This window comes from Streptomyces sp. NPDC034103 (genome assembly GCF_055575395.1).
In genome coordinates, this window is the sequence record NZ_JBVISS010000003.1 from 245,936 (window position 1) to 268,324 (window position 22,389).

General features: G+C 70.1%; 16 protein-coding genes and 2 pseudogenes. 11 read left to right on the forward strand and 7 right to left on the reverse strand.

The window, feature by feature from the left end:
• Window positions 1-252: 252 nt before the first annotated feature.
• From ACZ56U_RS07290 to ACZ56U_RS07300, 3 genes and pseudogenes are all read left to right on the forward strand, one after another.
• Window positions 253-761 (forward strand): annotated as a pseudogene (locus ACZ56U_RS07290) (circularly permuted type 2 ATP-grasp protein); the annotation flags it as partial.
• A gap of 20 nt (window positions 762-781) precedes the next feature.
• Window positions 782-1,003 (forward strand): annotated as a pseudogene (locus ACZ56U_RS07295) (transglutaminase family protein); the annotation flags it as partial.
• Window positions 1,004-1,068: 65 nt separating this feature from the next.
• On the forward strand, window positions 1,069-1,614 hold the full coding sequence (locus ACZ56U_RS07300) for a DUF4352 domain-containing protein (RefSeq protein ID WP_469083059.1): 546 nt from the start codon (window positions 1,069-1,071) through the stop codon (window positions 1,612-1,614).
• On the opposite strand, the gene ACZ56U_RS07305 is transcribed toward ACZ56U_RS07300, so the two are convergent.
• Window positions 1,601-2,707 carry a sugar ABC transporter substrate-binding protein gene (locus ACZ56U_RS07305; RefSeq protein WP_469083060.1) on the reverse strand — a complete coding sequence of 369 codons (1,107 nt, stop codon included), beginning with the start codon at window positions 2,705-2,707 and terminating at the stop codon, window positions 1,601-1,603. The genes ACZ56U_RS07300 and ACZ56U_RS07305 overlap by 14 nt on opposite strands.
• A gap of 458 nt (window positions 2,708-3,165) precedes the next feature.
• Between ACZ56U_RS07305 and ACZ56U_RS07310 the strand changes: the two genes are divergently transcribed.
• The 3 genes from ACZ56U_RS07310 to ACZ56U_RS07320 all read left to right on the forward strand — a co-directional run bounded on the left by ACZ56U_RS07310 (window position 3,166) and on the right by ACZ56U_RS07320 (window position 8,007).
• The gene (locus ACZ56U_RS07310) at window positions 3,166-4,875 is read left to right on the forward strand and encodes a fibronectin type III domain-containing protein (protein WP_469083061.1); all 1,710 of its coding nucleotides are present in this window, start codon (window positions 3,166-3,168) and stop codon (window positions 4,873-4,875) included.
• Window positions 4,876-4,970: 95 nt separating this feature from the next.
• Window positions 4,971-5,486 carry a hypothetical protein gene (locus ACZ56U_RS07315; protein ID WP_469083062.1) on the forward strand — a complete coding sequence of 172 codons (516 nt, stop codon included), beginning with the start codon at window positions 4,971-4,973 and terminating at the stop codon, window positions 5,484-5,486.
• An 88-nt stretch (window positions 5,487-5,574) separates the two neighbouring features.
• A complete protein-coding gene (locus tag ACZ56U_RS07320) occupies window positions 5,575-8,007 on the forward strand; it encodes a PA14 domain-containing protein (protein ID WP_469083063.1) in 2,433 nt (810 codons plus the stop codon).
• A 60-nt stretch (window positions 8,008-8,067) separates the two neighbouring features.
• On the opposite strand, the gene ACZ56U_RS07325 is transcribed toward ACZ56U_RS07320, so the two are convergent.
• The 5 genes from ACZ56U_RS07325 to ACZ56U_RS07345 form a co-directional block, all read right to left on the reverse strand.
• Window positions 8,068-8,514 carry a heat shock protein transcriptional repressor HspR gene (locus tag ACZ56U_RS07325; protein WP_469083064.1) on the reverse strand — a complete coding sequence of 149 codons (447 nt, stop codon included), beginning with the start codon at window positions 8,512-8,514 and terminating at the stop codon, window positions 8,068-8,070.
• 5 nt (window positions 8,515-8,519) lie between these two features.
• Window positions 8,520-9,698, reverse strand: coding sequence for a molecular chaperone DnaJ (gene dnaJ / locus ACZ56U_RS07330; RefSeq protein ID WP_391233154.1), 1,179 nt, complete (start codon window positions 9,696-9,698; stop codon window positions 8,520-8,522).
• Window positions 9,699-9,740: 42 nt separating this feature from the next.
• Window positions 9,741-10,403: a nucleotide exchange factor GrpE gene (gene grpE / locus ACZ56U_RS07335; RefSeq protein WP_391233155.1), complete on the reverse strand. Its 663-nt coding sequence runs from the start codon at window positions 10,401-10,403 to the stop codon at window positions 9,741-9,743.
• A complete protein-coding gene (gene dnaK / locus ACZ56U_RS07340) occupies window positions 10,400-12,244 on the reverse strand; it encodes a molecular chaperone DnaK (RefSeq protein WP_391233157.1) in 1,845 nt (614 codons plus the stop codon). The genes grpE and dnaK overlap by 4 nt, the downstream gene beginning before the upstream one ends.
• A 94-nt stretch (window positions 12,245-12,338) precedes the next feature.
• Window positions 12,339-13,349: an MraY family glycosyltransferase gene (locus ACZ56U_RS07345; RefSeq protein ID WP_469083065.1), complete on the reverse strand. Its 1,011-nt coding sequence runs from the start codon at window positions 13,347-13,349 to the stop codon at window positions 12,339-12,341.
• 195 nt (window positions 13,350-13,544) lie between these two features.
• Here ACZ56U_RS07345 and ACZ56U_RS07350 point away from each other — a divergent pair, with 195 nt between their 5' ends.
• The 4 genes from ACZ56U_RS07350 to ACZ56U_RS07365 all read left to right on the forward strand — a co-directional run bounded on the left by ACZ56U_RS07350 (window position 13,545) and on the right by ACZ56U_RS07365 (window position 20,241).
• Window positions 13,545-15,833, forward strand: a complete 2,289-nt coding sequence (locus ACZ56U_RS07350) for a (Fe-S)-binding protein (protein WP_469083066.1) — start codon at window positions 13,545-13,547, stop codon at window positions 15,831-15,833.
• Between the two features lie 179 nt (window positions 15,834-16,012).
• A complete protein-coding gene (locus tag ACZ56U_RS07355; RefSeq protein ID WP_469083067.1) occupies window positions 16,013-17,302 on the forward strand; it encodes an FG-GAP repeat domain-containing protein in 1,290 nt (429 codons plus the stop codon).
• 230 nt (window positions 17,303-17,532) lie between these two features.
• On the forward strand, window positions 17,533-19,017 hold the full coding sequence (locus ACZ56U_RS07360) for an integrin alpha (RefSeq protein ID WP_469083068.1): 1,485 nt from the start codon (window positions 17,533-17,535) through the stop codon (window positions 19,015-19,017).
• A gap of 246 nt (window positions 19,018-19,263) precedes the next feature.
• Window positions 19,264-20,241, forward strand: a complete 978-nt coding sequence (locus tag ACZ56U_RS07365) for a Yip1 family protein (protein WP_469083069.1) — start codon at window positions 19,264-19,266, stop codon at window positions 20,239-20,241.
• Between the two features lie 127 nt (window positions 20,242-20,368).
• Here the strand turns inward: ACZ56U_RS07365 and ACZ56U_RS07370 are convergent, their stop codons facing one another.
• Window positions 20,369-21,154: a calcium-binding protein gene (locus ACZ56U_RS07370; protein WP_469083070.1), complete on the reverse strand. Its 786-nt coding sequence runs from the start codon at window positions 21,152-21,154 to the stop codon at window positions 20,369-20,371.
• Between the two features lie 265 nt (window positions 21,155-21,419).
• On the opposite strand from ACZ56U_RS07370, the gene ACZ56U_RS07375 reads away from it, so the two are divergent.
• Window positions 21,420-22,196 (forward strand): hypothetical protein, encoded by a 777-nt coding sequence (locus tag ACZ56U_RS07375; protein ID WP_469083071.1) that lies wholly within the window; start codon window positions 21,420-21,422, stop codon window positions 22,194-22,196.
• Window positions 22,197-22,389 lie beyond the last annotated feature (193 nt).

A 22,389-nucleotide genomic window follows, 5' to 3' on the forward strand; every position in this document is an offset into this window, starting at 1 on the left:
GGACTTCGGGTTGGCCCTTGTCGGATGTGCACGCAAGTGGCCCGCAGCGCGTCAACGAGACGGCGAGATCCGTGAGGCGTCCGGTGAGCCGATGGAAATCTTGGCGCGCACGGTTCAGATGCCACATCGGCTGTACGACCCCGGTCGATCGGACGAGATACCTACCGGCCACGCCGGTCCCCCGGTGTCCCGGCCTGCGGGGGGCACATCTCGGTATTTGTCGCGTACGCGTTGGCCGACGCGTGGGACGAGATGTCTGTGCGACCGGGTGAGGTCAGGACCGCCATGAGCCGGTGGTGGCGGCGCTTCAGCCGATCGAGCCGAGGGAACCGCGCTTCCGCGCCGACCAGATGGCGCGGGCGTTCACCGACCGGGGCGTGACCTACGCCTTCGCGGGCGAGGAGCGGCCGTGGCCGCTGGACCTCGTGCCCAGGATCCTCGACGCCCTCGAATGGGATCTCATCCACCGCGGGGTCGGGCAGCGGGTGCGGGCGCTGGAGGCCTATCTCGCCGACGCCTGCGGGCCCTGCCGGGCCTTCGAGGACGGGGTGGTGCCCTGGCGGCTGCTGAACTCGCCGCACTTCCACCGGGCGGCCCACGGAATCGAGCCACCGGGCGGGGTGCGCATCCATGTCGCCGGGATCGACCTCGTACGGGACGAGGCCGGCGACTTCCGGGTGCTGGAGGACAACGTCCGGGTGCCGAGCGGTGTTTCGTACGTCATCGAGAACCGGCGTGCCATGACCCGGGTGTTCCCCTCGCCCCAAGGCCGACAGGCACGGAGCTGCACCGGCCGGTCGCCGGACAGAGCCGCGCCTGGATCGAGTGCTGGGCGGGCGACTGGTGCGGCTGCGACCCGACCAACCGGACCAGGGCCGACGAGCCGCACGTGGTCGTGGGCCGGGGCCGGGACTACGACGACGTGACACTCCACAAGGGCATCTACCGGGGTGTGTCCGGCGGACCGCCCGAAGTGACGGTGGAGTTCACCCGGGTGGCGTGAACGGGGCGGGGACGGTGCGGGCGGGGACGTTCACTTCTCCCCGCCCGGGGCGCACAATCGCCTCTATGCCGACGCCGCGCCGCCCGATCAGCCTCCTGCTGGCCCTGCTAGCCCTGCCGCTCACGGCGGGCTGCGGCGACGACGGGCAGGGCACGCAGCCGCCCCGCTCCCGCAAGGACGGCCACCTCACCTTCACCGTCCTGGCGCTGGACTGCGGCATCACGGGGGTCACCGGGTCGCACGCCGACGCGCCGCCGCAGGGGCAGTTCTGCGCCGCCCGGCTGCGGGTGGAGAACCGGGACCCGAACTACCACACCTACGAGTCCGCGCGGCAGCGCATCGCGGGCGTCAGCGGGAGCCGCGCCCGGCCCGACTCCTTCGCCATGGCGGTGCGCCGCCAGTCGGACACCGTGAAGCTCGGCGGCCACACCCTGATGGAGGTCGAGCTCTGGTACGACGTCCCGAAGGACGCCGACATCACCGGGCTGCGCGTCTCCGGCGACAACGACCCGTCCGGCTTCATGAGCACCAAGCCCGTCGGACGGGCGCCCGGCGGGGTGCTGATCCCCGTGCCGCCCGGGACGCGCGGGCCGGGGGCTACTTCAACTTGATGGCCGCGCAGGCCGACGCGTACTTCGCGGTGCAGATCTGGTCCACGGTGTAGATGCCGTCGCGGACGACCGTGCTCTTGATGTTGTTCTTCGTCAGCGCGGCCACCGACACCAGCTGCGCCGGGATCTGCTTGTCGGTGGGGCTGTCGACCCGGTCCTGGGTGAGGGAGTCGAACAGGATGTCCTTGCCCTGGACCTTGGCCACGGCCATCTCCGCGGCGGCCTCGGCCTCCAGCGGGTAGGACTTGTACACGCTCATGTACTGCTCACCGGCGACGATCCGCTGCACGGCGGACAGTTCCGCGTCCTGGCCGGTGATCGGCGGCAGGTCGGCGAGGCCCGCGGCCTCCATCGCCTTGATGGCGGCACCGGCCATCGCGTCGTTGGCGGAGTACACGGCGGCGATGTTGTCCTTGCCGATCGCCTCGATCGCCTCGGTCATGTCCTCCTGGGCGATCTCCGGCTTCCAGCCGTCGACGTCGTACGTCTTGGCGATCGTCACCTTGCCGGTGAGCTCGGACAGGGCGCCCGCCTTGAACTGCCCGGCGTTCGGGTCGGAGGGCGAGCCGTTGAGCATCACGATCTTGTCGGAGGTGTCGATCCCGGCGCCCAGCGACTCCAGCAGGGTGCGGCCCTGCACCTCACCGACGAGCTCGTTGTCGAAGGAGACGTACGCGTCGATCGGGCCCTCGGCGAGACGGTCGTAGGCGATGACGGGGATGCCCGCGTCCTTGGCCTTCTGGACCTCGGAGGCGATGGCCTTCGAGTCCACGGCGTCCAGCAGGATGACGTCGACCCGGTCGTCGATCATCTGCTGCATCTGCGTCGCCTGCTTGCCCGCGTCGGCCTCGCCGTTGGCGTAGACCGTCTTGCCCTTCTTCGCGGTGAGTTCCGCCACTTTCTTCTGGATGATCGGGTAGTCGAAGTCCTCGTAGCGCGTGTTCGTCTTCTCCGGCATCAGCACGCCCACCGTGACGTCGTCGCCCTTGCTCGGGCTCGCGTCGGCGGCGTCCCCCGAGACCCCCAGTGCCCCACAGGCGGTCAGCGAGAGGGCCATCGAGGACACGGCCACACATATGGCGGTACGACGCATTGGGGAGCTCACTTCTGGTGCCATTTTCGGACGCGGGCGCAGTATTGCGACCCAGATGACTCAAAAGCCAACGCGGCCCCCGCCCCAGGCGTCAAGCGGAATCACTTAACGAGTGCGCAACACCACGCTCCGCTCGGCTTGTGAAGACATCACGGAAACACCCCCAAACACCCCTTACGGGCCCTCCATTCAGCGGGACGTCTCGCGGAGGCGGAGATCCGCACAACCCCGGCCAATGCTCACGAGTCGTCACCTTGACGGGTTTCCCGCGCTGTTCCCGCCCGATCACAGGACCGAATGAAGTCAGCCAGGAACCGGGAGCCGGGCGGTCGGTGACCGAGCACGTGTGCCGCCTCCCCCGACGCCCGGCTTAGTCCGCCGTACAACCAATCGCCGGTCCGGGCGGTCCTGGTCACGACGGTGTCCCCTGCCGTCCCCGATCAGGACCGAAGGAACCGATGAACCCTGCCAGACGAGGCATGACCGCGGCCGCCGCGACCGCCGTCGTGCTCACCACCACGGGCACCCTGCTCACGCTCGCGCCGTCCGCGTCCGCCGCGACCACCTGCACCTCGCCGGTGTTCACACGGCAGCTCTTCGCGAACACCACCCTCTCCGGCACCCCGAAGAAGACGGACTGCGACAGCGCGATCGACCAGAGCTGGAGCGGCGCCCCCGCGTCCGGCCTGCCGTCGGACAACTTCGGCGTCCGCTGGTCCGTGACCCGCGACTTCGGCTCCGGCGGCCCCTTCGCCCTCGCCGCCTCCGGTCTCGACGGCATCAGGGTCTACGTCGACGGCGTCCGCAAGATCGACCTCTGGAAGAACGTCTCGACCACGGTGACCAAGACCGTCAACGTGACGATTCCCTCCGGCAAGCACACGCTCCGCGTCGACTACGTCAACTGGACCGGCCCCGCCAAGGTCAAGTTCGGCTACACACCCCGCACCTCCGCCACCGTCGACCAGACCAAGCCCCTCGCCCCGGCCGGCACCGCCGCCTCGTACGACACCGCCGCCGGCAAGGCCAAGCTCACCTGGGCGAGGAACAAGGAGATGGACCTCGCCGGGTACAAGGTCTACCGGCGGCTCCTGGGCGACGACAGCTGGAAGAGGCTGACCACGACCACGGCGGGCTCGTACACGGACGCTCCGCCCGCGACCGGCGCGACCTACCTCTACGAGGTCCGCGCCTACGACAAGGCCGGCAACGAGTCCACGGGCAGCGCCGACAAGTCCGTCACCACGGCCGACAGGACCGCGCCCGTGAAGCCCACCGGCGTCGGGGCCGCCGACGGACAGCCGGGCGTCACGGTGTCCTGGAACGCGGTGGCGGGGGCGGCGGAGTACCTCGTGCACCGGCGCTGGGACACCGACGGCCAGGACGAACCGGTGGTGCAGGTGGCCAGGGTGAGCGGCACCTCATGGCTCGACACCAAGGTCCAGGACCGCCTCATGTACAGCTACTGGGTCACCGCGGCCGACACCGCCGGGAACAGGTCCGCCAAGTCCGCGCCCGCCGCCGTCGAACGAGGCGACTGGGCGCCGTCCGCGCCCACCGGACTCACCGCCGCGACACAGGCGGGCACGGGCGTCACGCTGTCCTGGAAGGCACCCACCAGCCCCGTCACCCGCGACCTCGGCCTCTTCCGGATCTACCGCGACGGCGAGCTCTTCGACGAGGTCGGTCCCACGAAGACCTCATACACGGACACGGACGTCCGGCAGGGCACCTCCTACACGTACACGGTGACCGCCGTGGACACCCAGGACCAGGAATCCGCTCCCTCGGCCCCGGTCACCGGCACCGCACCCGCCACCGGCCTCACCCCGGCCGCCGTCGGCGGTCTGCGCGGCGCGATGAACGGCACCGACATCGAACTCGCCTGGAAGCGCAACACCGAGGAGGACGTCGACCACTACACCGTCCACCGCGGCGTTCTCGTCGACGGCGCCTGGCAGTACGAACTGTGGGGCGAGGTCCGGCAGTCCTGGGTGGACGAGCCGACCCTGTACTACTCCCACGAGATCTACACCCCCCGGGGCGAGACCGTCCGCTGGGCCGTCGTCGCCGTGGACGAAGCCGGCAACTCACGCCTCACCAGCGGCGAGGACTTCTCCTACGTCACGGTCACCGAGCCGCTCGCGGACCCGGAGACCACCGGGTGAACCGTTACGGGGTGGCGGCCGAGGGAACCGAACCCCCGCCGGCGGGCGACTGGACAGTCAGAGCACCGAACTCCTGACGACCCCACGAGGACCGTATGACCATCAGCGAAAGCTCTGTCACGGACACCCTCTTCGGACCGCTCACCGTCCGCCTGAACAGCTGGCGGGGTGAAGTCGTCGTCGAGGGCGAGGCGATCCCGCGGGTCGTGCTGAGCCGGGCGACCGGCACCAAGGCCGACGGGGACATCCCGATCGGCACCCGGGACGCCGGCCTGCTCATCCTCACCGTCGGCGGCGAGGCGGCCGCGCTGGCCCCCGGCCGGGGACGGCTGATCCGGCATTCGTACCGGGTCGACGTCCGGCACGCGGGCCGGCACTGGCGGCTGATGCCCCACTCCATGCCGGACAGCCGCCTCCTGCGCGACGGGCGGCGGCTGGGCGACTTCCACTCGAAGGGCCGCGGCGAGGTGAAGGCCGCCAAGTGGCGCTCGGACGCCAAGCCGGACGCCATGGACGCGGCCGTCGGGTACGCGCTGGCCTCCGCGTTCGGCACGGGTGCGGAGTCGATGTGGTCGTCGGCCGCCGACCTGGTCCTCGACGTGTTTCCCTGAGATCCGCCGTACAACCAATCGGTGCCCTTGCCGGTCCTGTTTCGACGACGGTGATCTCTCCCGTCGTCGGACAGGACCGAAGGACCGCATGAACCCAGCCAGACGTACGACCGCGGCCGCCGCGACCGCCGTCGTACTCGCCACCGCGGGCACCCTGCTCACGCTCACGCCCGCCTCCGCCGCGACCACCTGCGCCTCGCCGGTGTTCACACGGCAGTTCTTCGCGGACACGAGCTTCTCCGGCACCCCGAAGAGGACGGACTGCGACAGCGCGATCGACCAGAGCTGGAGCGGCGCTCCCGCCTCCGGCCTGCCGTCCGACAACTTCGGCGTCCGCTGGTCCGTGACCCGCGACTTCGGCTCCGGCGGCCCCTTCGCCCTCGCCGCCTCCGGTCTCGACGGCATCAGGGTCTACGTCGACGGCGTCCGCAAGATCGACCTCTGGAAGAACGTCTCGTCGACCGTCTCCAAGACCGTCAACGTGACGATTCCCTCCGGCAAGCACATCCTCCGCGTCGACTACGTCAACTGGACCGGCCCCGCCAAGGTCAAGTTCGGCTACACACCCCGCACCTCCGCCACCGTCGACCAGACCAAGCCCCTCGCCCCGGCCGGCACCGCCGCCTCGTACGACAAGAGCGGCAACCACGCCAAGCTCACCTGGGCGAGGAACAAGGAAATGGACCTCGCCGGGTACAAGGTCTACCGGCGGCTCCAGGGCACCTCCTTCGGCAGCAAGGCGCTCGCCACGACCACCTCCACCTCGTACACGGACACCCCTCCGCCCACCGGTGCGACCTACTCCTACGAGGTCCGCGCCTACGACAAGGCGGGCAACGTCTCGGCCGGCACCGCCGACCAGGCGGTCACCAGCGTGGACACCACCCCGCCCGCCGCGCCGTTCGTCGAGATGGACGCGTGCCCGGTGGACCAGCCCTACGCGGCCCCGGAGTTGGTCACGAGCGCGCAGAACGCGGCCGACATCGCGCTGTACGAGATGCAGCGACTCAACCCCGTCACCAGCACCTGGGCCACCGTGTACACCGGCACCAAGGGCGCGATCTGCGACACCGGTCGCGCCGCCGACGGCAGCAAGGTCACCTACCGGGGCCGGGCCAGGGACGCCGTGGGGAACTGGTCGGCGTACTCGCCCGCCGCCACCTTCACCACCTCGGACCTGACACCGCCCGCGACCGCGGCCGACGCGCGCGTCGAGTACCGGTCGGGCGTTCCGCACCTGCTGTGGTCGGCCGTCGACGGGGCCGCCTCCTACCAGGTCCTCCAGTACGACCCGGCGACCGGCGGCTGGCTCGACGCGCTGCCCGGCGCCACCGGCGACACCCCGACCACCACCACCGGGACCGACGCCGTGCCGCGCCAACTCCTCGCGGTCGCCGACGACTACCGGTACGCGGTGCGCTCGGTGGACGCGAAGGGCAACGCCGCCGCCCCCGTGGAGGTCACGCTGACCATGGCGGACCGGCCCGGGGCGATCGCGCCGTTCCGCACCACCGCGGACCGGTTCGGCGAGGGGGTGATGATCGAGTGGAGCAGCGCCGACCCGTGGACCTTCGGCGAGGACAGGCCGCTGCTCACCTACCGGATCGTCCGCACCGACAGGGCGACCGGCGAGAGCAGCACGGTGGCCGCCTGCAAGCCCAACGACTCGCGGGACCTGCCGCTGACGGACCCCAAGACGTACTGGACCTGGAACACCGGCGACGCCCCCGACTACGCCGGTCCCCGGCAGATCAACGGCGTCTGCTGGGACGTCTCCGGTGCCTCCGAGACGACGTACGACTACACCGTCGTGACGCTCGACCCGTACGGCCATGAGTCGCGGCCCGGCCCCGCCGCCACCGCGACCACCCCGGACACCGAGCGCCCGGCCCCGGTGCGGAACCTGGCCGCCGAGCAGATCCCGCTCGGGGTGCGCCTGACCTGGACGCCGCCGGCCGACGACGACGTCACCGGCTACAAGGTGTGGCAGGGCGTCACGGACCCGGAGACCGGCGAGACGGTCTGGGACCAGAACTGCTGGACGGGCGACTCCCTGGCCGAGACCGAGATCCTCTGCCCGACGGTCCCCGACGGCGCCGCGCACACCTACAAGGTGGCCGCCACGGACGGCTCCCCCTTGATCGACTGGTGGGCGGGGCCCGAGGCCTTCCACCCCGCCGAGCTCTCCGTCACCCTGCCCGACACCCGGCCGCCGGGCTGGACGGGGACCGGGATCCGCGAGGACCAGTACCCGGAGCTGTACGTCGGTTGCTCCGAGAGCTCCGGCCTCGGCGACTGCGGCCGGTTCGCGAGCTACCGCGTGGAGCGCTGGGACCCGGCCTCGGCCGCCTATGTCACCCTCGCCGAGGGCACGATGGGCGACGCCGTGTACTTCATGGACAAGACGGTCCACGAGGACACGCTGGGCCTGTACTACTACCGCGTCGTCCGCCTGGACGCCGCCGGCGCGGAGGCCGCGTCCACGCCGACGGCGTACGGCATCTGGGACTCCTGGCTCTGAGCCGGCGCAGGCGAAGGGGCCCGGAGGTTCATCCCTCCGGGCCCCTTTCACCTGCCTGCGTCAGTCCTGCCGCCCCTTGGGACGCCACACCACCAACGCGCTGGTCTGCTGCACTTCCTGATACGGCACCAGGTCACGGCGGTACGACGCGTGGACCGCCGCCTCGCGCTGCTGGATGGCCGCGGCGGCGCCCTCGACGGCGGCCTGGAGTTCGGCCACCCTCGACTGCAACGCGGCGACCTGGTTCTCCAGCTCGATGATGCGCTTGATACCGGCCAGGTTGATGCCCTCGTCCTGCGACAACTGCTGGACGGTGCGCAGCAGTTCGATGTCGCGGGCCGAGTAGCGCCGGCCCCGGCCCGCGGTGCGGTCCGGGGAGACCAGGCCGAGCCGGTCGTACTGGCGCAGTGTCTGCGGATGCAGACCGGACAGCTGGGCAGCCACCGAGATGACGTAGACCGGGGTTTCCTCGGTCAGTTCATACGGGTTGCGTCGACGGCCGTCCATCTCCATCAAGCTCCCTTCGCGGCCTGGAACAGCTCCGCCCGCGGGTCCTCGCCCGCGGTCGCCTCGCGATACGCCTCGAGTGCGTCACGAGCCTTCCCCGTCAGATCCGCCGGGACACTCACCTCGACGGTGACCAGCAGGTCGCCGCGGGTGCCGTCCTTGCGGACCGCGCCCTTGCCCCGGGCGCGCATGGTGCGGCCGTTGGGCGTGCCCGGCGGCAGCTTCAGCGTCACGGCGGGCCCGCCCAGGGTGGGGACCTTGACCTCGCCGCCGAGCGCCGCCTCGGTGAACGTCACCGGGACGGTGACCGTGAGGTTGTCGCCCTTGCGGCCGAAGACCGGGTGCGCGTCGACGTGCACGGTGACGTACAGATCGCCGGACGGGCCGCCGCGCTCGCCCGGTGCGCCCTTGCCGCGCAGCCGGATGCGCTGACCGTCCGTCACCCCGGCGGGGATACGGACCTGCATCGTCCGCGAGGACTTGGCGCGGCCGCTGCCCTTGCACTCCAGGCAGGGGTGCTCGGCCATCAGTCCGCGGCCCTTGCAGTCCGGGCAGGGGTCGGTCAGCGAGAACCCGCCGCCCGAACCCCGGGCCACCTGGCCGGTGCCGACGCAGGTCGGGCACACCCGCGGTGTGCCGTTCTTGTCGCCGGTGCCGGAACAGGCCTTGCAGGGGGACTGCGAGGACATCCGCAGCGGGACGGTGGCACCCTCGATGGCCTCGGTGAAGCTCAGCGTGACCTCGGTGTCGATGTCCTGGCCGCGCCGGGGCTGGGTACGGGTGGTGCCCGTGCCGCCCCGGTTGAACAGGCCCCCGAAGACGTCGCCGATGCCGCCGCCGAAGCCGCCGGCTCCCTGACCGCCGCCCTGGGCGCCTCCGAAGAGGTCGCCCAGGTCGAAGTTGAAGGAGCCGCCGCTCGCGCCCGGCCCCGGGCGGAAACCGCCGTTGCCGAAGAGGGTGCGGGCCTCGTCGTACTCCTTGCGCTTCTTGGGGTCGCCGAGGACGTCGTTCGCCTCGGAGATCTCCTTGAAGCGCTCCTCCGCCTTGGTGTTGCCCTTGTTGGCGTCCGGGTGGAACTCGCGGGCGAGCTTCCGGTACGCCTTCTTGATCTCGGCCTCGGTGGCGTCCTTGGGGACGCCGAGGACCTTGTAGTAGTCCTTCTCGATGAAGTCCTTGGTGCTCATCCTCGACGCGCCCCCTTTCCGCGGTTCCGCTCGGTGTCTACGTCAGCCCTCCTCAGGGCCGTTGTCCTTGTCGTCGCCGGCCTCGGAGGAACCCTCCTCGGCCTTGACCGTCTGCGCGCCCGGCTGCGGTTCGGCGACCGCCACCCGCGCGGGGCGGATGGTGCGCTCGCCGATGCGATACCCCGGCTGGAGGATCGCGACGCAGGTCGTCTCGGTGACGTCCGGCGCGTAGCTGTGCATCAGGGCCTCGTGGATCGTCGGGTCGAAGGGCTCGCCCTCCTTGCCGAACTGCTGAAGGCCCATCTTCGCCGCGACGGTCTCCAGCGACTCCCCGACGCCCTTGAAGCCGCCGACGAGTTCACCGTGTTCGCGTGCGCGGCCGATGTCGTCGAGCACGGGAAGGAGTTCGGTCAGGAGGTTCGCGACGGCGACCTCCTTGACCGTGACCCGGTCCCGCTCCACACGGCGGCGGTAGTTCTGGAACTCGGCCTGGAGCCGCTGGAGGTCCGCGGTGCGCTCCTCGAGCGCCTTGCGGGCCTGGTCCAGCTGGGCCGTCAGACCGGCGATCTGGGCTGTTGCGTCCCCGGCCGGGGCCGCCTCCGCCTCCGGGGAGGAGGGGTCGGCGGCCTTCGGCTCGGCGTCGTCGGGGGTCGCGCCGGAGGGGACGTCGGGCTTCTCCTCGAAGCCCGGGGTCTCCTCGGTCACGCGGCACCGTCCTTGCGCTCGTCGTCGACGATCTCGGCGTCCACGACGTCGTCGTCCGCCTTGTCCTGCGGGGCACCGGCGTCGGCGCCACCGGCGGCCTGCGCGGCCTGGGCGTCGGCGTACATGGCCTGGCCGACCTTCTGGGAGACCGCGGCGACCTTCTCGGTGGCGGTGCGGATCTCGGCGGTGTCCTCGCCCTTGAGCGCGGTCTTCAGCTCCTCGACGGCGGCCTCGACCTCGGTCTTGACCTCGCCGGGGACCTTGTCCTCGTTGTCCTTGAGGAACTTCTCCGTCTGGTAGACGAGCTGCTCGCCCTGGTTGCGGGACTCGGCGGCCTCGCGGCGGGCGTGGTCCTCCTCCGCGTACTTCTCGGCCTCTTCGCGCATCCGGTTGACCTCGTCCTTCGGCAGCGAGGAGCCACCGGTGACGGTCATCTTCTGCTCCTTGCCCGTGCCCAGGTCCTTCGCGGTCACGTGCATGATGCCGTTGGCGTCGATGTCGAAGGCGACCTCGATCTGCGGGACACCGCGCGGGGCCGGCGGCAGGCCGGTGAGCTCGAACATCCCGAGCTTCTTGTTGTACGCCGCGATCTCGCGCTCGCCCTGGTAGACCTGGATCTGCACGGAGGGCTGGTTGTCCTCGGCGGTGGTGAAGATCTCGGACCGCTTGGTCGGGATCGTCGTGTTCCGCTCGATGAGCTTGGTCATGATGCCGCCCTTGGTCTCGATACCAAGCGACAGCGGCGTGACGTCGAGGAGCAGGACGTCCTTGACCTCACCCTTGAGGACACCGGCCTGGAGGGCGGCGCCGATGGCGACGACCTCGTCCGGGTTGACGCCCTTGTTGGCGTCCTTGCCACCGGTGAGCTCGCGCACGAGCTCGGCCACGGCGGGCATCCGGGTGGAGCCACCGACGAGGACGACGTGGTCGATCTCGTTGATGGAGACGCCGGCGTCCTTCATGACGTTGAAGAACGGGGTCTTGCAGCGCTCCAGCAGGTCCGCGGTCAGCTGCTGGAACTGAGCCCGGGTGAGCTTCTCGTCCAGGTGCAGCGGGCCCTCGGCGGAGGCGGTGATGTAGGGCAGGTTGATCGAGGTCTCGGTGGAGGAGGACAGCTCGATCTTGGCCTTCTCGGCGGCCTCGCGGAGGCGCTGGAGGGCCATCTTGTCCTTGGCGAGGTCCACGCCGTGACCGGACTTGAACTGCTGCACCAGGTAGTCGACGACACGCTGGTCCCAGTCGTCACCACCGAGGTGGTTGTCACCGTTGGTGGCCTTCACCTCGACGACGCCGTCGCCGATCTCCAGCAGGGACACGTCGAAGGTGCCGCCACCGAGGTCGAAGACGAGGATCGTCTGGTCGTCCTTGTCGAGGCCGTAGGCGAGCGCGGCCGCGGTGGGCTCGTTGACGATGCGAAGGACGTTGAGACCGGCGATCTCACCGGCTTCCTTCGTCGCCTGGCGCTCGGAGTCGTTGAAGTACGCCGGGACGGTGATGACCGCGTCGGTCACCTTCTCGCCCAGGTAGGCCTCGGCGTCCCGCTTCAGCTTCTGAAGGATGAACGCGGAGATCTGCTGCGGGTTGAAGGGCTTCCCGTCGAGCTCGATCTTCCAGTCCGTGCCCATGTGGCGCTTGACGGAGCGGATGGTCCGGTCCACGTTCGTGACTGCCTGGCGCTTGGCCACCTCGCCGACCAGCACCTCACCGTTCTTCGCGAAGGCGACGACGGACGGCGTGGTCCTGGCACCCTCGGCGTTGGTGATGACGGTGGGCTCGCCGCCCTCCAGAACGCTGACGACGGAGTTAGTCGTGCCCAGGTCGATGCCGACCGCACGTGCCATGGTGATTTCCTCCAGCTGACTTGAGTGGAACGGACTCAAGTGTGCCTGACGTATCCCATGCGGTCAACAGACCTGAGCCACCAAGACTCAACTCTTATCCGTTCCTTACACGCAACTGACCTCTGACCTGCGTAGATACCGGTCGAGGTGAGCTGGAAGGCCTGATACGCAGCAGCCCCAGCACGGCGACCAGGGCACCGCCACCCACCCAGAGCGCCCCGGACGCGCCGATCCGGCCGAGGTGCACCAGGACGGCGACGAGTACCCCCGAGAACGCGGCCAGACCGAGCAGGACCGCGACCCCGGGCGGGGTCAGTCCGAGCCGCCGCAGCCGGTGGGCGAGATGGTCGCGGCCGCAGCGGCCGGTCAGCCGCCGGGACAGCAGCACCAGCAGGACGTCGGCGCCGACCACCACGGCGAGCGCCCCGAACACCGCCGCGGTGGACCCGAGTCCGTACCCGGCGCGGGTCACCACGGCCGCCGAGGCGAGCACGAAGCCGGTGAACAGCGACCCGCAGGCGCCGAGCCCCACGCGCGCGGGAGGCCAGTTGTGCATGAGGAAGCCGGTCAGCGCGGCGGCCAGCACGCTCAGCAGCACCGCGAGCCCGTCCATCACCTCGATGGCGGCACAGGCCCCGACCCCGAAGGCGGTGACGACCCCGACGGTCCCGACCACCCCGTCCGCGTGATCCAGGGCCCGGAAGCCGAGGGCGACGAACACGATCCAGCCGACGGCGAGCAGCCCTCCGGCGAACCCGGTCTCCTCGTACGGCACGACCCAGGCCGCCGCCACCGCCGTCCCCACGACGAGCACGCGCGGCTTGATCCGCCGGACGTCCGCGACCAGGCCCAGCGCGGCCACGGCGGCCCCGGCGGCGAGCAGGTCGCCGACCCCGCCGTCGAGGGGCGCCGCGCCCATGCGGCCCGCGGCCACCGCCACCAGGCAGGTCGCGAGCACCACGGCCACCCCGCCGAACAGGGGCACCTTGCGCTGCGGCCGACGCCGGTCGACGACGCCCAGCCGCAGCGCGGCCGTCCGGAGCAGGGCGGTGAGGACCGCGGCGAGAAGAAGGGCGGTCGTGGCGGCGGCGATCCCGTAGAGCACGGGTCTAAATTAGTGCTACATGTACCAATTTGGTACGAATAACACGGTCAGTTCTTAAGGCAACCCTCAGCGACACAGATCACCGCACGGCTGGCTACAGTGCGGAGGCTGATACGGGTACTCTCGTAGAACTGCATAAGTTACCGCTTAGTAATCTCGCTCTGAGAAACCATCGCAGGCCCGAGGAGCCCCGACATGCAACTCGCCGCGATCATCGTGTCGCTGGTCCTGACCGTGGTCGGCGTGGCACTGTTCGCACGCGTCATCGCCCAGTTCGTCCGGTTCTTCATGCTCGGCCAGCCACTGCCCGCCGGCGTCCGGGTCGACAACCCCTACCAGCGCAGTGTGACGCTGGTGAAGGAGTTCCTCGGCCACACGCGGATGAACCGCTGGGGCGTCGTGGGCGTCGCCCACTGGTTCGTGGCGATCGGCTTCCTGACCCTGATCCCGATCCTGGGCCAGGCGATGGGCCAGCTCTTCCAGGCGGACTTCGTCCTGCCGGTCATCGGCGGGTTCCTGCCGTGGGAGATGTACGTCGAGTTCATCACCGTGATGACCGGCCTCGGCATCGCGGTGCTCATCGCGATCCGCCTGCTGAACCTGCCCTCGCGCCCCGGTCGCAAGTCCCGCTTCGCCGGCTCCAAGGCCTGGCAGGCGTACTTCGTCGAGTACGTCATCCTCACCATCGGCATCGTGATCTACGTCCTGCGCGGCCTCGAGGGCGCGATGCACCACGTGGACCACTACGAGGCCGCGTTCTTCGCCTCGTACCCGCTGGTCGCCGCCTTCCGCGAGCTCGACGTCCCCACGCTGCAGACGCTGGTCTACCTGTTCGCCGGGATCAAGGTCTCCGTCTCCTTCATCTGGATGATCGTCGTCTCGGTCAACGCCAACATGAGCGTGGCCTGGCACCGGTTCCTGGCGTTCCCGAACATCTGGTTCAAGCGGAACGCGGACGGCGCGAGCTCCCTCGGCGGGCTGCAGCCGATGACCTCCGGCGGCAAGCCGATCGACTTCACCGACCCGGGCGAGGACGACGTCTTCGGCGTCTCCCAGGTCGAGCAGTTCTCCTGGAAGGGCCTGCTGGACTTCTCGACCTGCACCGAGTGCGGTCGCTGCCAGTCGCAGTGCCCGGCCTGGAACACCGGCAAGCCGCTCTCCCCGAAGCTGCTCATCATGTCGCTGCGGGACCACTCGCACGCCAAGGCGCCCTACCTGCTGGCGGGCGGCGGCAAGACGATGGAGGGCGAGGAGAAGGCCTCCGAGGAACAGCTGGCCGGCGTGCCCGCCGCGGCCCTCGCGGAGGCCGAGCGCCCGCTGATCGGCACCGCCGAGGAGAACGGCGTCATCGACCCGGACGTCCTGTGGTCCTGCACCACCTGCGGCGCCTGTGTCGAGCAGTGCCCGGTCGACATCGAGCACATCGACCACATCGTCGACATGCGCCGCTACCAGGTGATGATCGAGAGCGCGTTCCCGTCCGAGGCGGGCACGATGCTCAAGAACCTGGAGAAGAAGGGCAACCCCTGGGGGCTGGCCAAGAAGCAGCGCCTGGAGTGGACGAAGGAGGTCGACTTCGAGATCCCGGTCGTCGGCCGCGACATCGAGGACCTCACCGAGGTCGAGTACCTGTACTGGGTCGGCTGCGCCGGCGCTCTGGAGGACCGCGCCAAGAAGACCACCAAGGCCTTCGCGGAGCTGCTGCACATGGCGGGCGTCAAGTTCGCGATCATGGGCGGCGACGAGAAGTGCACCGGCGACTCCGCCCGCCGCCTCGGCAACGAGCCCCTCTTCCAGGAGCTCGGCATGGAGAACGTCATGGCGCTGAACATGGCGTTCGGCGAGGAGACGGACGACGAGGGCAAGGTCCTGCCCGAGTCCGCGAAGCCGAAGTCCGCGAAGAAGATCGTCGCGACCTGCCCGCACTGCCTCAACACCCTCGGCAACGAGTACCCGCAGCTCGGCGGCGACTACGAGGTCATCCACCACACCCAGCTGCTCCAGCACCTCATCGACGAGGGCAAGCTGCTGCCGGTCACCCCGGTGGACGGCCTGATCACCTACCACGACCCGTGCTACCTGGGCCGCCACAACAAGATCTACACGCCGCCGCGCGAGATCATGACGGCCGTCCCGGGCCTGCGCCAGCAGGAGATGCACCGCCACAAGGAGCGCGGCTTCTGCTGTGGCGCCGGTGGCGCGCGGATGTGGATGGAGGAGCGGATCGGCAAGCGCATCAACAACGAGCGCGTCGACGAGGCCCTGTCCCTGAACCCCGACATCGTCTCGACGGCCTGCCCGTTCTGCCTGGTCATGCTGACCGACTCGGTCAACGGCAAGAAGAACGAGGGCAAGGCCAAGGAGTCCATCACGGTCGTCGACGTCGCCCAGCTCCTGCTGGAGTCCGTCAAGACCCCGGTCGACCCCGAGGACGCGGCGGAGACGGAGAGCGAGCCGGAGCCGGAGTCGGAGCCGGTGAAGTAGGCCCTCCGGCACGACAGGCCCAGGACGCCCCCCACGCCCTTCCGGGTGCGGGGGGCGTCGTCGTCCGCCCCGACCGGCATCTCCCGCCCCGGGAACCCGGCCTGACTCCCCCTTATCCCCGGGCTCGAACGCGTGCATGATTACGGGGTTCGTTGTCGATGATGCTGACGAGGTGTGCGGTGCGCGTGCGAAGAGCCGGGGCGGTCACGGCGGTGGTGTGCGGCGCCCTTCTCCTGACGTCCTGCGGACCCACCCAGCACGCCGGGAGCGCCGACCGCACCCCGGCCGTACGCTCCGCGAAGGCCCCCGCGAAGCTGCCCGTGCCACGCGGCGAGGGCAGCCGGACCGCCGACGACTTCAACGGTGACGGCCACCGCGACCTCGTCCTCGACGACCTGGTGAAGGCGCAGGCCCACGCGGACGACGCCGGCATCGGGATCGTCTACGGCGGCGCGCGCGGACTGACGCCGGGGGCGCGGCAGTTGCTCAGCCCGGCGAGGCAGGCCGCCGCGACCAAGGGGCAGGTGCCGGCCGTCTTCGAGGCGGAGGCCACCTGCGACCTCGACGGCGACGGCTTCACCGACCTCGTCGTGTCCACCGACCCGCCCTACGACGGCCAGGGCCGGCCCCCGGTCCCGCTCCAGGTCCTCTTCGGCTCCCCGTCCGGCCTGACCGGCAAGGCGGTCAAGCTCACCGTCCCGGACCACGCCCGAGCCGGCAACGACTGGCCGGACCAGCCGGTGTGCGGCGACTTCGACGGCGACGACGCGACGGACCTGGTGCTGCACGCCTCCGGCTCCCGACTCACCTACCTGCGCGGCCCGTTCACCCGCGAGGGCGCCCCGCAGGCGGCCGCCGCCCCCGTCCAGGCACCCGGCGAGATCCCCACGGGCCCGGCGGCCGACGTGAACGGGGACGGCTACGACGACCTGGTCGTCCGTACCGCGGAAGGCACCGCCGGCTCCGCCCTCGTCCTCGGCGGCCCCACCGGCCCGACCCGCACCGGCACGGTCCTGCCGGACGGCATCGACGTCGCCCTCGGCCGTTTCGGCAGGGGCAAGGCCCTGGACGCGGCGATCGGCGCGATGGGCGGCACCGCCCTGCGCTACGACCTGCCGACCGCCACCCGCGCCGTGCTCCCCTCCCCCGGGTCCATGCTCGACGCCGCCGACCTCGACGGCGACGGCCTCGCCGAACTCGTCTCCAGCGGCTCGCGGATCAAGGTCTTCCCGGGCCGCGAGAGCGGGCTGACGGCCTCGGGCCTGGTCACCGTCGACCCGGGCGCGGTCGGCACCACCCGGGTCCTGACCGTCGGCGACTTCGACGGGGACGGCCGGGCGGACCTCGTGGCCCGGACGTACCAGGGCGAGACGAGGGACACCGTCGCCGTCTTCCCCGGGACGAAGAAGGGGCTGGTGGCCGCCGAGCCGACGGTCACCTTCTCGACGTCCGCGTTCCTGACGGGGTGAGCCGCGGGGGCACGGCGCCTCGGGGATCTCCCCGACCTCAGGGGGTTCCCCCGCCTCAGGGGGAACGGAAATTTACCGAACTCACGTACAACCCTTAAGCAGCGGCGGAGGTCTCCTGATCGCCGACCGACCCGTGTAGCCGAGGGCAACTCCCGGTGAACACGGTCGGTCCGCCCCCATCGACTGTGGACGCCCCGCGCGGCGTCCCCGCATGCAGCAGGAGACCCCGCATGCACAAGCACGCTCTGCGACTCGCCCTCGCGACGGCCACCGCGGCCGCGCTGACGGGCGGTCTGCTCACGTTCTCGGCCGCCACCGCGGCAGCCGCGGACGCCACCACCGTCCCGCAGGCCGACTTCAACGGCGACGGCATCGGCGACGTGGCCTTCTCCGCCGCCGGCGGCTACGTGAACGGCAAGAAGGGCGCCGGCCAGCTGGTCGTCCTGTACGGCACCGCCACCGGCGTGTCCTCCGCGAAGCGTTCCGTGATCAGCCAGGACACCGCCGGCGTGCCGGGCACCGCCGAGACGAACGACTACTTCGGCGCCGAGACCGCGTACGGCGACTTCAACGGCGACACCTACGACGACATCGCCGTCGCCGCGTCCTCCGAGGACGTCGGCAGCGACACCGACGGCGGCACCCTCGTGGTGCTGTGGGGCTCGGCGAACGGCATCACCGGCAAGGGTGTCACCGTCTCCGACCCGGCCCCGTCCTCGCACGACCTGTGGGCCAAGAACCTCGCCGCCGGCGACTACGACGGCGACAACAGGGACGACCTGGCGGTGGGCAACACCTCCAGCACGATCTACGTCTTCAAGGGCGGCATCAGCACGAGCGGCACCGCCGTCGCCGGGCGGTCCACCATCAAGCCGCCGATCCAGTCCGGCGGCTCCGCCCGCGGCCCGCTCAACCTCACCGCCGGTGACGTCAACGGCGACGGCCGCACCGACCTCGTCGTCGACGGGTACGAGACCGAGACCGACTACGGCTGGAACACCAACTACCTGGTCCCCGGCACCGCGAACGGCCTGTCCGTGGCGTCCGCGCAGGAGCTGAAGCCCGGCGCGATCACCGCGATCGGCGACATCAACCACGACGGCTTCGGCGACATCGTCTCCGGCATGTACTGGAACCGCACCACCGACAACGGCGAGGTCACCTTCCCCGGTGGCGCCGACGGCGGCAAGGTGTGGGTCACCTACGGCTCGGCGAGCGGCGCCGGCTCGGTCACCGGCGTCACCCAGAACACCGGCAACGTCCCCGGCACCTCCGAGAAGAACGACTACTTCGGCTACGACCTGGACCTCGGCGACATCAACGGCGACGGCTTCCAGGACCTCGTGGTCGGCGTGGCCGGCGAAAACATCGACGGGGTCACGGACACCGGCGCGGTCACCGTCCTGTACGGCTCGGCCGCGGGCCTGAACACCTCCTCCGGCACCCAGTTCTTCGCCCAGTCCACCGCGGGCGTCCCCGGCGAGGACGAGAAGAACGACGCGCTCGGCGCCGACGTCAAGCTCGACGACGTCACCGGCGACGGCAGGGCCGACCTGATCGCGGGCTCGTACGAGAACGACGGCAACGGCGCGGTCCTCTACCTGCCCTCCAACGGCACGAAGATCACCACGACCGGCTCCCGCTCGGTCTCGCCGAGCACCTCGGGCGTCTCGACCACGGGCACCCCGGCCTTCGGCGCCAACTTCGCCGACTGAGCGGCCGTACCGCCTCCTCGTACGACCTCGGGGCCGGGCCCGTCACGACGCACCCGGCCCCATCACCCCGCCCACGACCGGCTCCGTCCACCTGCCCGAGTACGGCGGCGGCTTCCTCGACCGAGCCCGGCCCGACGGGTGACGCGTACTCCGGCGACGTGCTGATCGGCTGATCGCCGTACTCCCGTAGGTGGTACGGCTGATCTCCGTACTCCCGTAGGGGATTGGGGAAAAGTCCCTTAAGGGATGTCACAGCTCGGCAGCAAAGCCGGGCCCGGACCGCCGGGCCCGGCACGTCAACGACGGGGACCAGGTACGTTCGAAGGCGTGGCTGGATTCAGGATCGGACGCGGCCGGGACAACGGCGCTCCTCACACGCGACCGCAACAACCTCCGTACGGGCAGCAGGCCCCGCAGGGACCGCCGTACGGCGGCTACCCCGCGCCGCCCTCGCACCCACACCCGGGGCAGCAGGGTTACGGCGGCCACCAGGGCGGCGGTGGCTACGACGAGCCGGAGTACTTCGGCGACGGCGGCTACGGGCAGCAGCCCGCCGGCGGCCACGACCCGTACGCGGCGAACAACCCGGGTCACACCCAGGCGTTCCAGGTCGGTGAGGACCCGTACAACGAGGGCGGCACCTACCGCGCGGGCTCGGCCCAGCAGCCGGCCGGTCCGGTGGGCCCCCGGCTGCACTGGAAGGACCTGCTGAGGGGCATCGTCACGGCCCCCGCCCCGACCTTCCTGCGGATGCGCGACTACACGATGTGGGGCCCGGCCCTGATCGTGACGTTCCTCTACGGCCTGCTCGCGGTCTTCGGCTTCGACGGCGCGCGCGCGGACGCGATCAACGCGACGCTGTCCAACGCGGTCCCGATCGTCCTGACGACGGCGGTCGCGATGGTGCTGTCGTCCTTCGTCCTGGGCGTGGTCACCCACACCCTGGCCCGCCAGCTCGGCGGCGACGGCGCCTGGCAGCCCACGGTGGGCCTGTCGATGCTGATCATGTCGCTGACGGACGCCCCGCGTCTGGTCTTCGCCATGTTCTTCGGCGGCGACGCGACCTTCGTGCAGGCCCTCGGCTGGGCCACCTGGGTCGCCGCGGGCGCCCTGCTCACGCTCATGGTCTCCAAGTCCCACGACCTGCCCTGGCCGAAGGCGCTGGGCGCCGCGTCGATCCAGCTGATCGCACTGCTGTCGATCGTGAAGCTGGGCACGTTCTGACGTTCCGGGAACGCCGGACACGCGAGGAGGGGCTCCCCGACGGGGGAGCCCCTCTTCTCGTTGCTCAGTGCCTGCGCACGTCTGCTACTGCCCGTCTTGCTACTGCACGTCTGCTACTGCCCGTCTGCTACTGCACGTCGACGAAGTCACCCGTGGCGGAGACCGCCGGGGTGGTCGAGGTGCCCGCGAAGCTGTAACGGAAGTAGCCGTCGGTGGCGGCGGTGACGGTCGTCTTCAGCGCGCCCGTCGAGTTGCTCTTGATCGTCTTGACCGTGGTGTAGGTGCTGGAGCCCTTCTTACGGAACTGCAGCTTCACCGACTGGTTGCTGTACCCCGCGTACTTGCCGGTCTCCCAGTTGGCCCGCGACAGCTTGCCGGTGACCGTGATGGGCTTGCCCTTTTTCACGGGCTCCGGCGAGGCGTTGACCGTCAGCTTCGAGGCGCGCTGCACCTTGAAGGTGGTGGCCGCGTCGCGGTGGATGTAGTCGAAGTCGTGGGCCGAGACCAGCGTGCTGAGCCGCCAGGTGGCCGCCGCGGTGTTGCCGTTGATGGCACTGCCGCCCTGCGGGTCGAACGTCAGCGTGCCCGTGCAGGTCGAGGTGGTGGCGCTGACCTCGGCACAGGTGATCTCGCCCTCGTCGAACCAGATCTGGTCGTAGTTGGGCGTCGGGCCGAACGCGCTGATGTACGTGTTCTCCTTGATGCCCGAGTCGTCCGACGCGGTCACGGTGACCTTGGCGTACACCGTGTCGGTGGTACCGACCACGATCGGCTTGCCGCCGTTGACGACAACCTTGTCGATCGTGATGTTGCCCGCACCGCCGTCCTCCGCCTGAGCGGCGGTGGCACCGGTCGCGGTGGCGACCAGAGCGATGCTGGTACCGAGCAGGGCAAGGCGCGCGGTCATGCGCATGAAGGGTCCCCCCGGGGAGTTGCGGTGATCAAAGGGAGCCTACGTCGTTGGCCAACGCCTCACCACAGAGTTACCCCAATCCCCGGGCAACGCAGCCCACTTACGCATCAAGAACCTGCCCGGCCCGTTTTGTCACGGGGGGCTCGAACGTCGCCCCCCCTCCCGACGACAAGCGCCGTAGACGGCGGGATTCATCTCTCGGATACTGCGGGATGCGCTGAAGGTCTGCTGTCCCCTTGGGCGGCACGTTGGGCAGGGGGAGAACTTGCTGGCGAATCTGCTGCCGGGCCTTCGTGACGTCCGAGCGCCGCTGTCCACGGGCTGTATCTGGCTCCTGACGCTATGGCTCCTCCTGGAGGACCGCGTGCCGACCCCACAGCAGGCTCACGGCATCTGGGCTTCGTTGTATCGCCTCGGAGACCTGATAGGTCCTGCCGGTGTACTCGCGTCCGGAGCCTTCCTCGCCTATTTGATCGGCGCCATGCTCTCCGTCCGCGTGGTCACCGTGAACGCGAGGGAAGCGCCGAAGGCTGCCCGATTCTGGGACGCGAGGACGACCCTGACGCCTCGCGTGTCACGTCTCGCGTACGACGACCTCGTCGGCTTTCTGCGAGATCAGGGACGCGTACCGCCGAAACCTGAAGTCGCCGCAGGCGGGGATCTGGAGCGCCAGCGCGGAGAGCGTCTCGTGGTGAACCTGGCCGCGCGAGACATCCTCGGTGAGACACGGCAGCTCCGCACGAAACTACTGATCGCCAACTACGACCTGTTCAACGAGTACGACCGAGCCGTGGGTGAGGCCGAGTTCCGGAAGAACATCGCCTACGCCCTTATGGGCCTTACGGCCACGCTCAGCTGGCTGCAATCCCCCTGGTGGGCGCTTCTGTTGATCGTTTCCGCTCGGCTGTACATCGCCGGCGTAGGAAGCGAGCGAGCGGCCAATGACGTCATCGTCCAGGCCGTGGTGGCGGACCTCATCACTCCGCTCGCTCTCACCGGGGCCGCAGGCGTGCCAGCTGTCCCCGCGGCGCGGAGCCAATAGGCGGGCCCGCCCACCGGGCTACACGTAAGCGGTGTCTCGTCCCTGCTGAACACCGCTCCGCTGCTACAAGTCAGCGCCACACAGGCTCGGATCGAACTTGCGCCTCCCCCGCCCTGCGGGATGGATCAAGACGGCCGACAGGCTGTTGTGTAGAACCAATGCCTGCTGCCGCTCGATCGGGAGAGACCTGAAG

Bases quoted from the DNA above. Each gene is read 5' to 3' on its own strand.
- ACZ56U_RS07365 (WP_469083069.1), top strand. From the start codon at position 19,264: ATGTCACAGCTCGGCAGCAAAGCCGGGCCCGGACCGCCGGGCCCGGCA.
- ACZ56U_RS07310 (WP_469083061.1), top strand. From the start codon at position 3,166: ATGAACCCTGCCAGACGAGGCATGACCGCGGCCGCCGCGACCGCCGTC.
- dnaK (WP_391233157.1), bottom strand. From the start codon at position 12,244: ATGGCACGTGCGGTCGGCATCGACCTGGGCACGACTAACTCCGTCGTC.
- dnaJ (WP_391233154.1), bottom strand. From the start codon at position 9,698: ATGAGCACCAAGGACTTCATCGAGAAGGACTACTACAAGGTCCTCGGC.
- ACZ56U_RS07370 (WP_469083070.1), bottom strand. From the start codon at position 21,154: ATGCGCATGACCGCGCGCCTTGCCCTGCTCGGTACCAGCATCGCTCTG.
- ACZ56U_RS07360 (WP_469083068.1), top strand. From the start codon at position 17,533: ATGCACAAGCACGCTCTGCGACTCGCCCTCGCGACGGCCACCGCGGCC.
- ACZ56U_RS07305 (WP_469083060.1), bottom strand. From the start codon at position 2,707: ATGCGTCGTACCGCCATATGTGTGGCCGTGTCCTCGATGGCCCTCTCG.
- ACZ56U_RS07350 (WP_469083066.1), top strand. From the start codon at position 13,545: ATGCAACTCGCCGCGATCATCGTGTCGCTGGTCCTGACCGTGGTCGGC.
- ACZ56U_RS07315 (WP_469083062.1), top strand. From the start codon at position 4,971: ATGACCATCAGCGAAAGCTCTGTCACGGACACCCTCTTCGGACCGCTC.
- ACZ56U_RS07300 (WP_469083059.1), top strand. From the start codon at position 1,069: ATGCCGACGCCGCGCCGCCCGATCAGCCTCCTGCTGGCCCTGCTAGCC.
- ACZ56U_RS07320 (WP_469083063.1), top strand. From the start codon at position 5,575: ATGAACCCAGCCAGACGTACGACCGCGGCCGCCGCGACCGCCGTCGTA.
- ACZ56U_RS07325 (WP_469083064.1), bottom strand. From the start codon at position 8,514: ATGGACGGCCGTCGACGCAACCCGTATGAACTGACCGAGGAAACCCCG.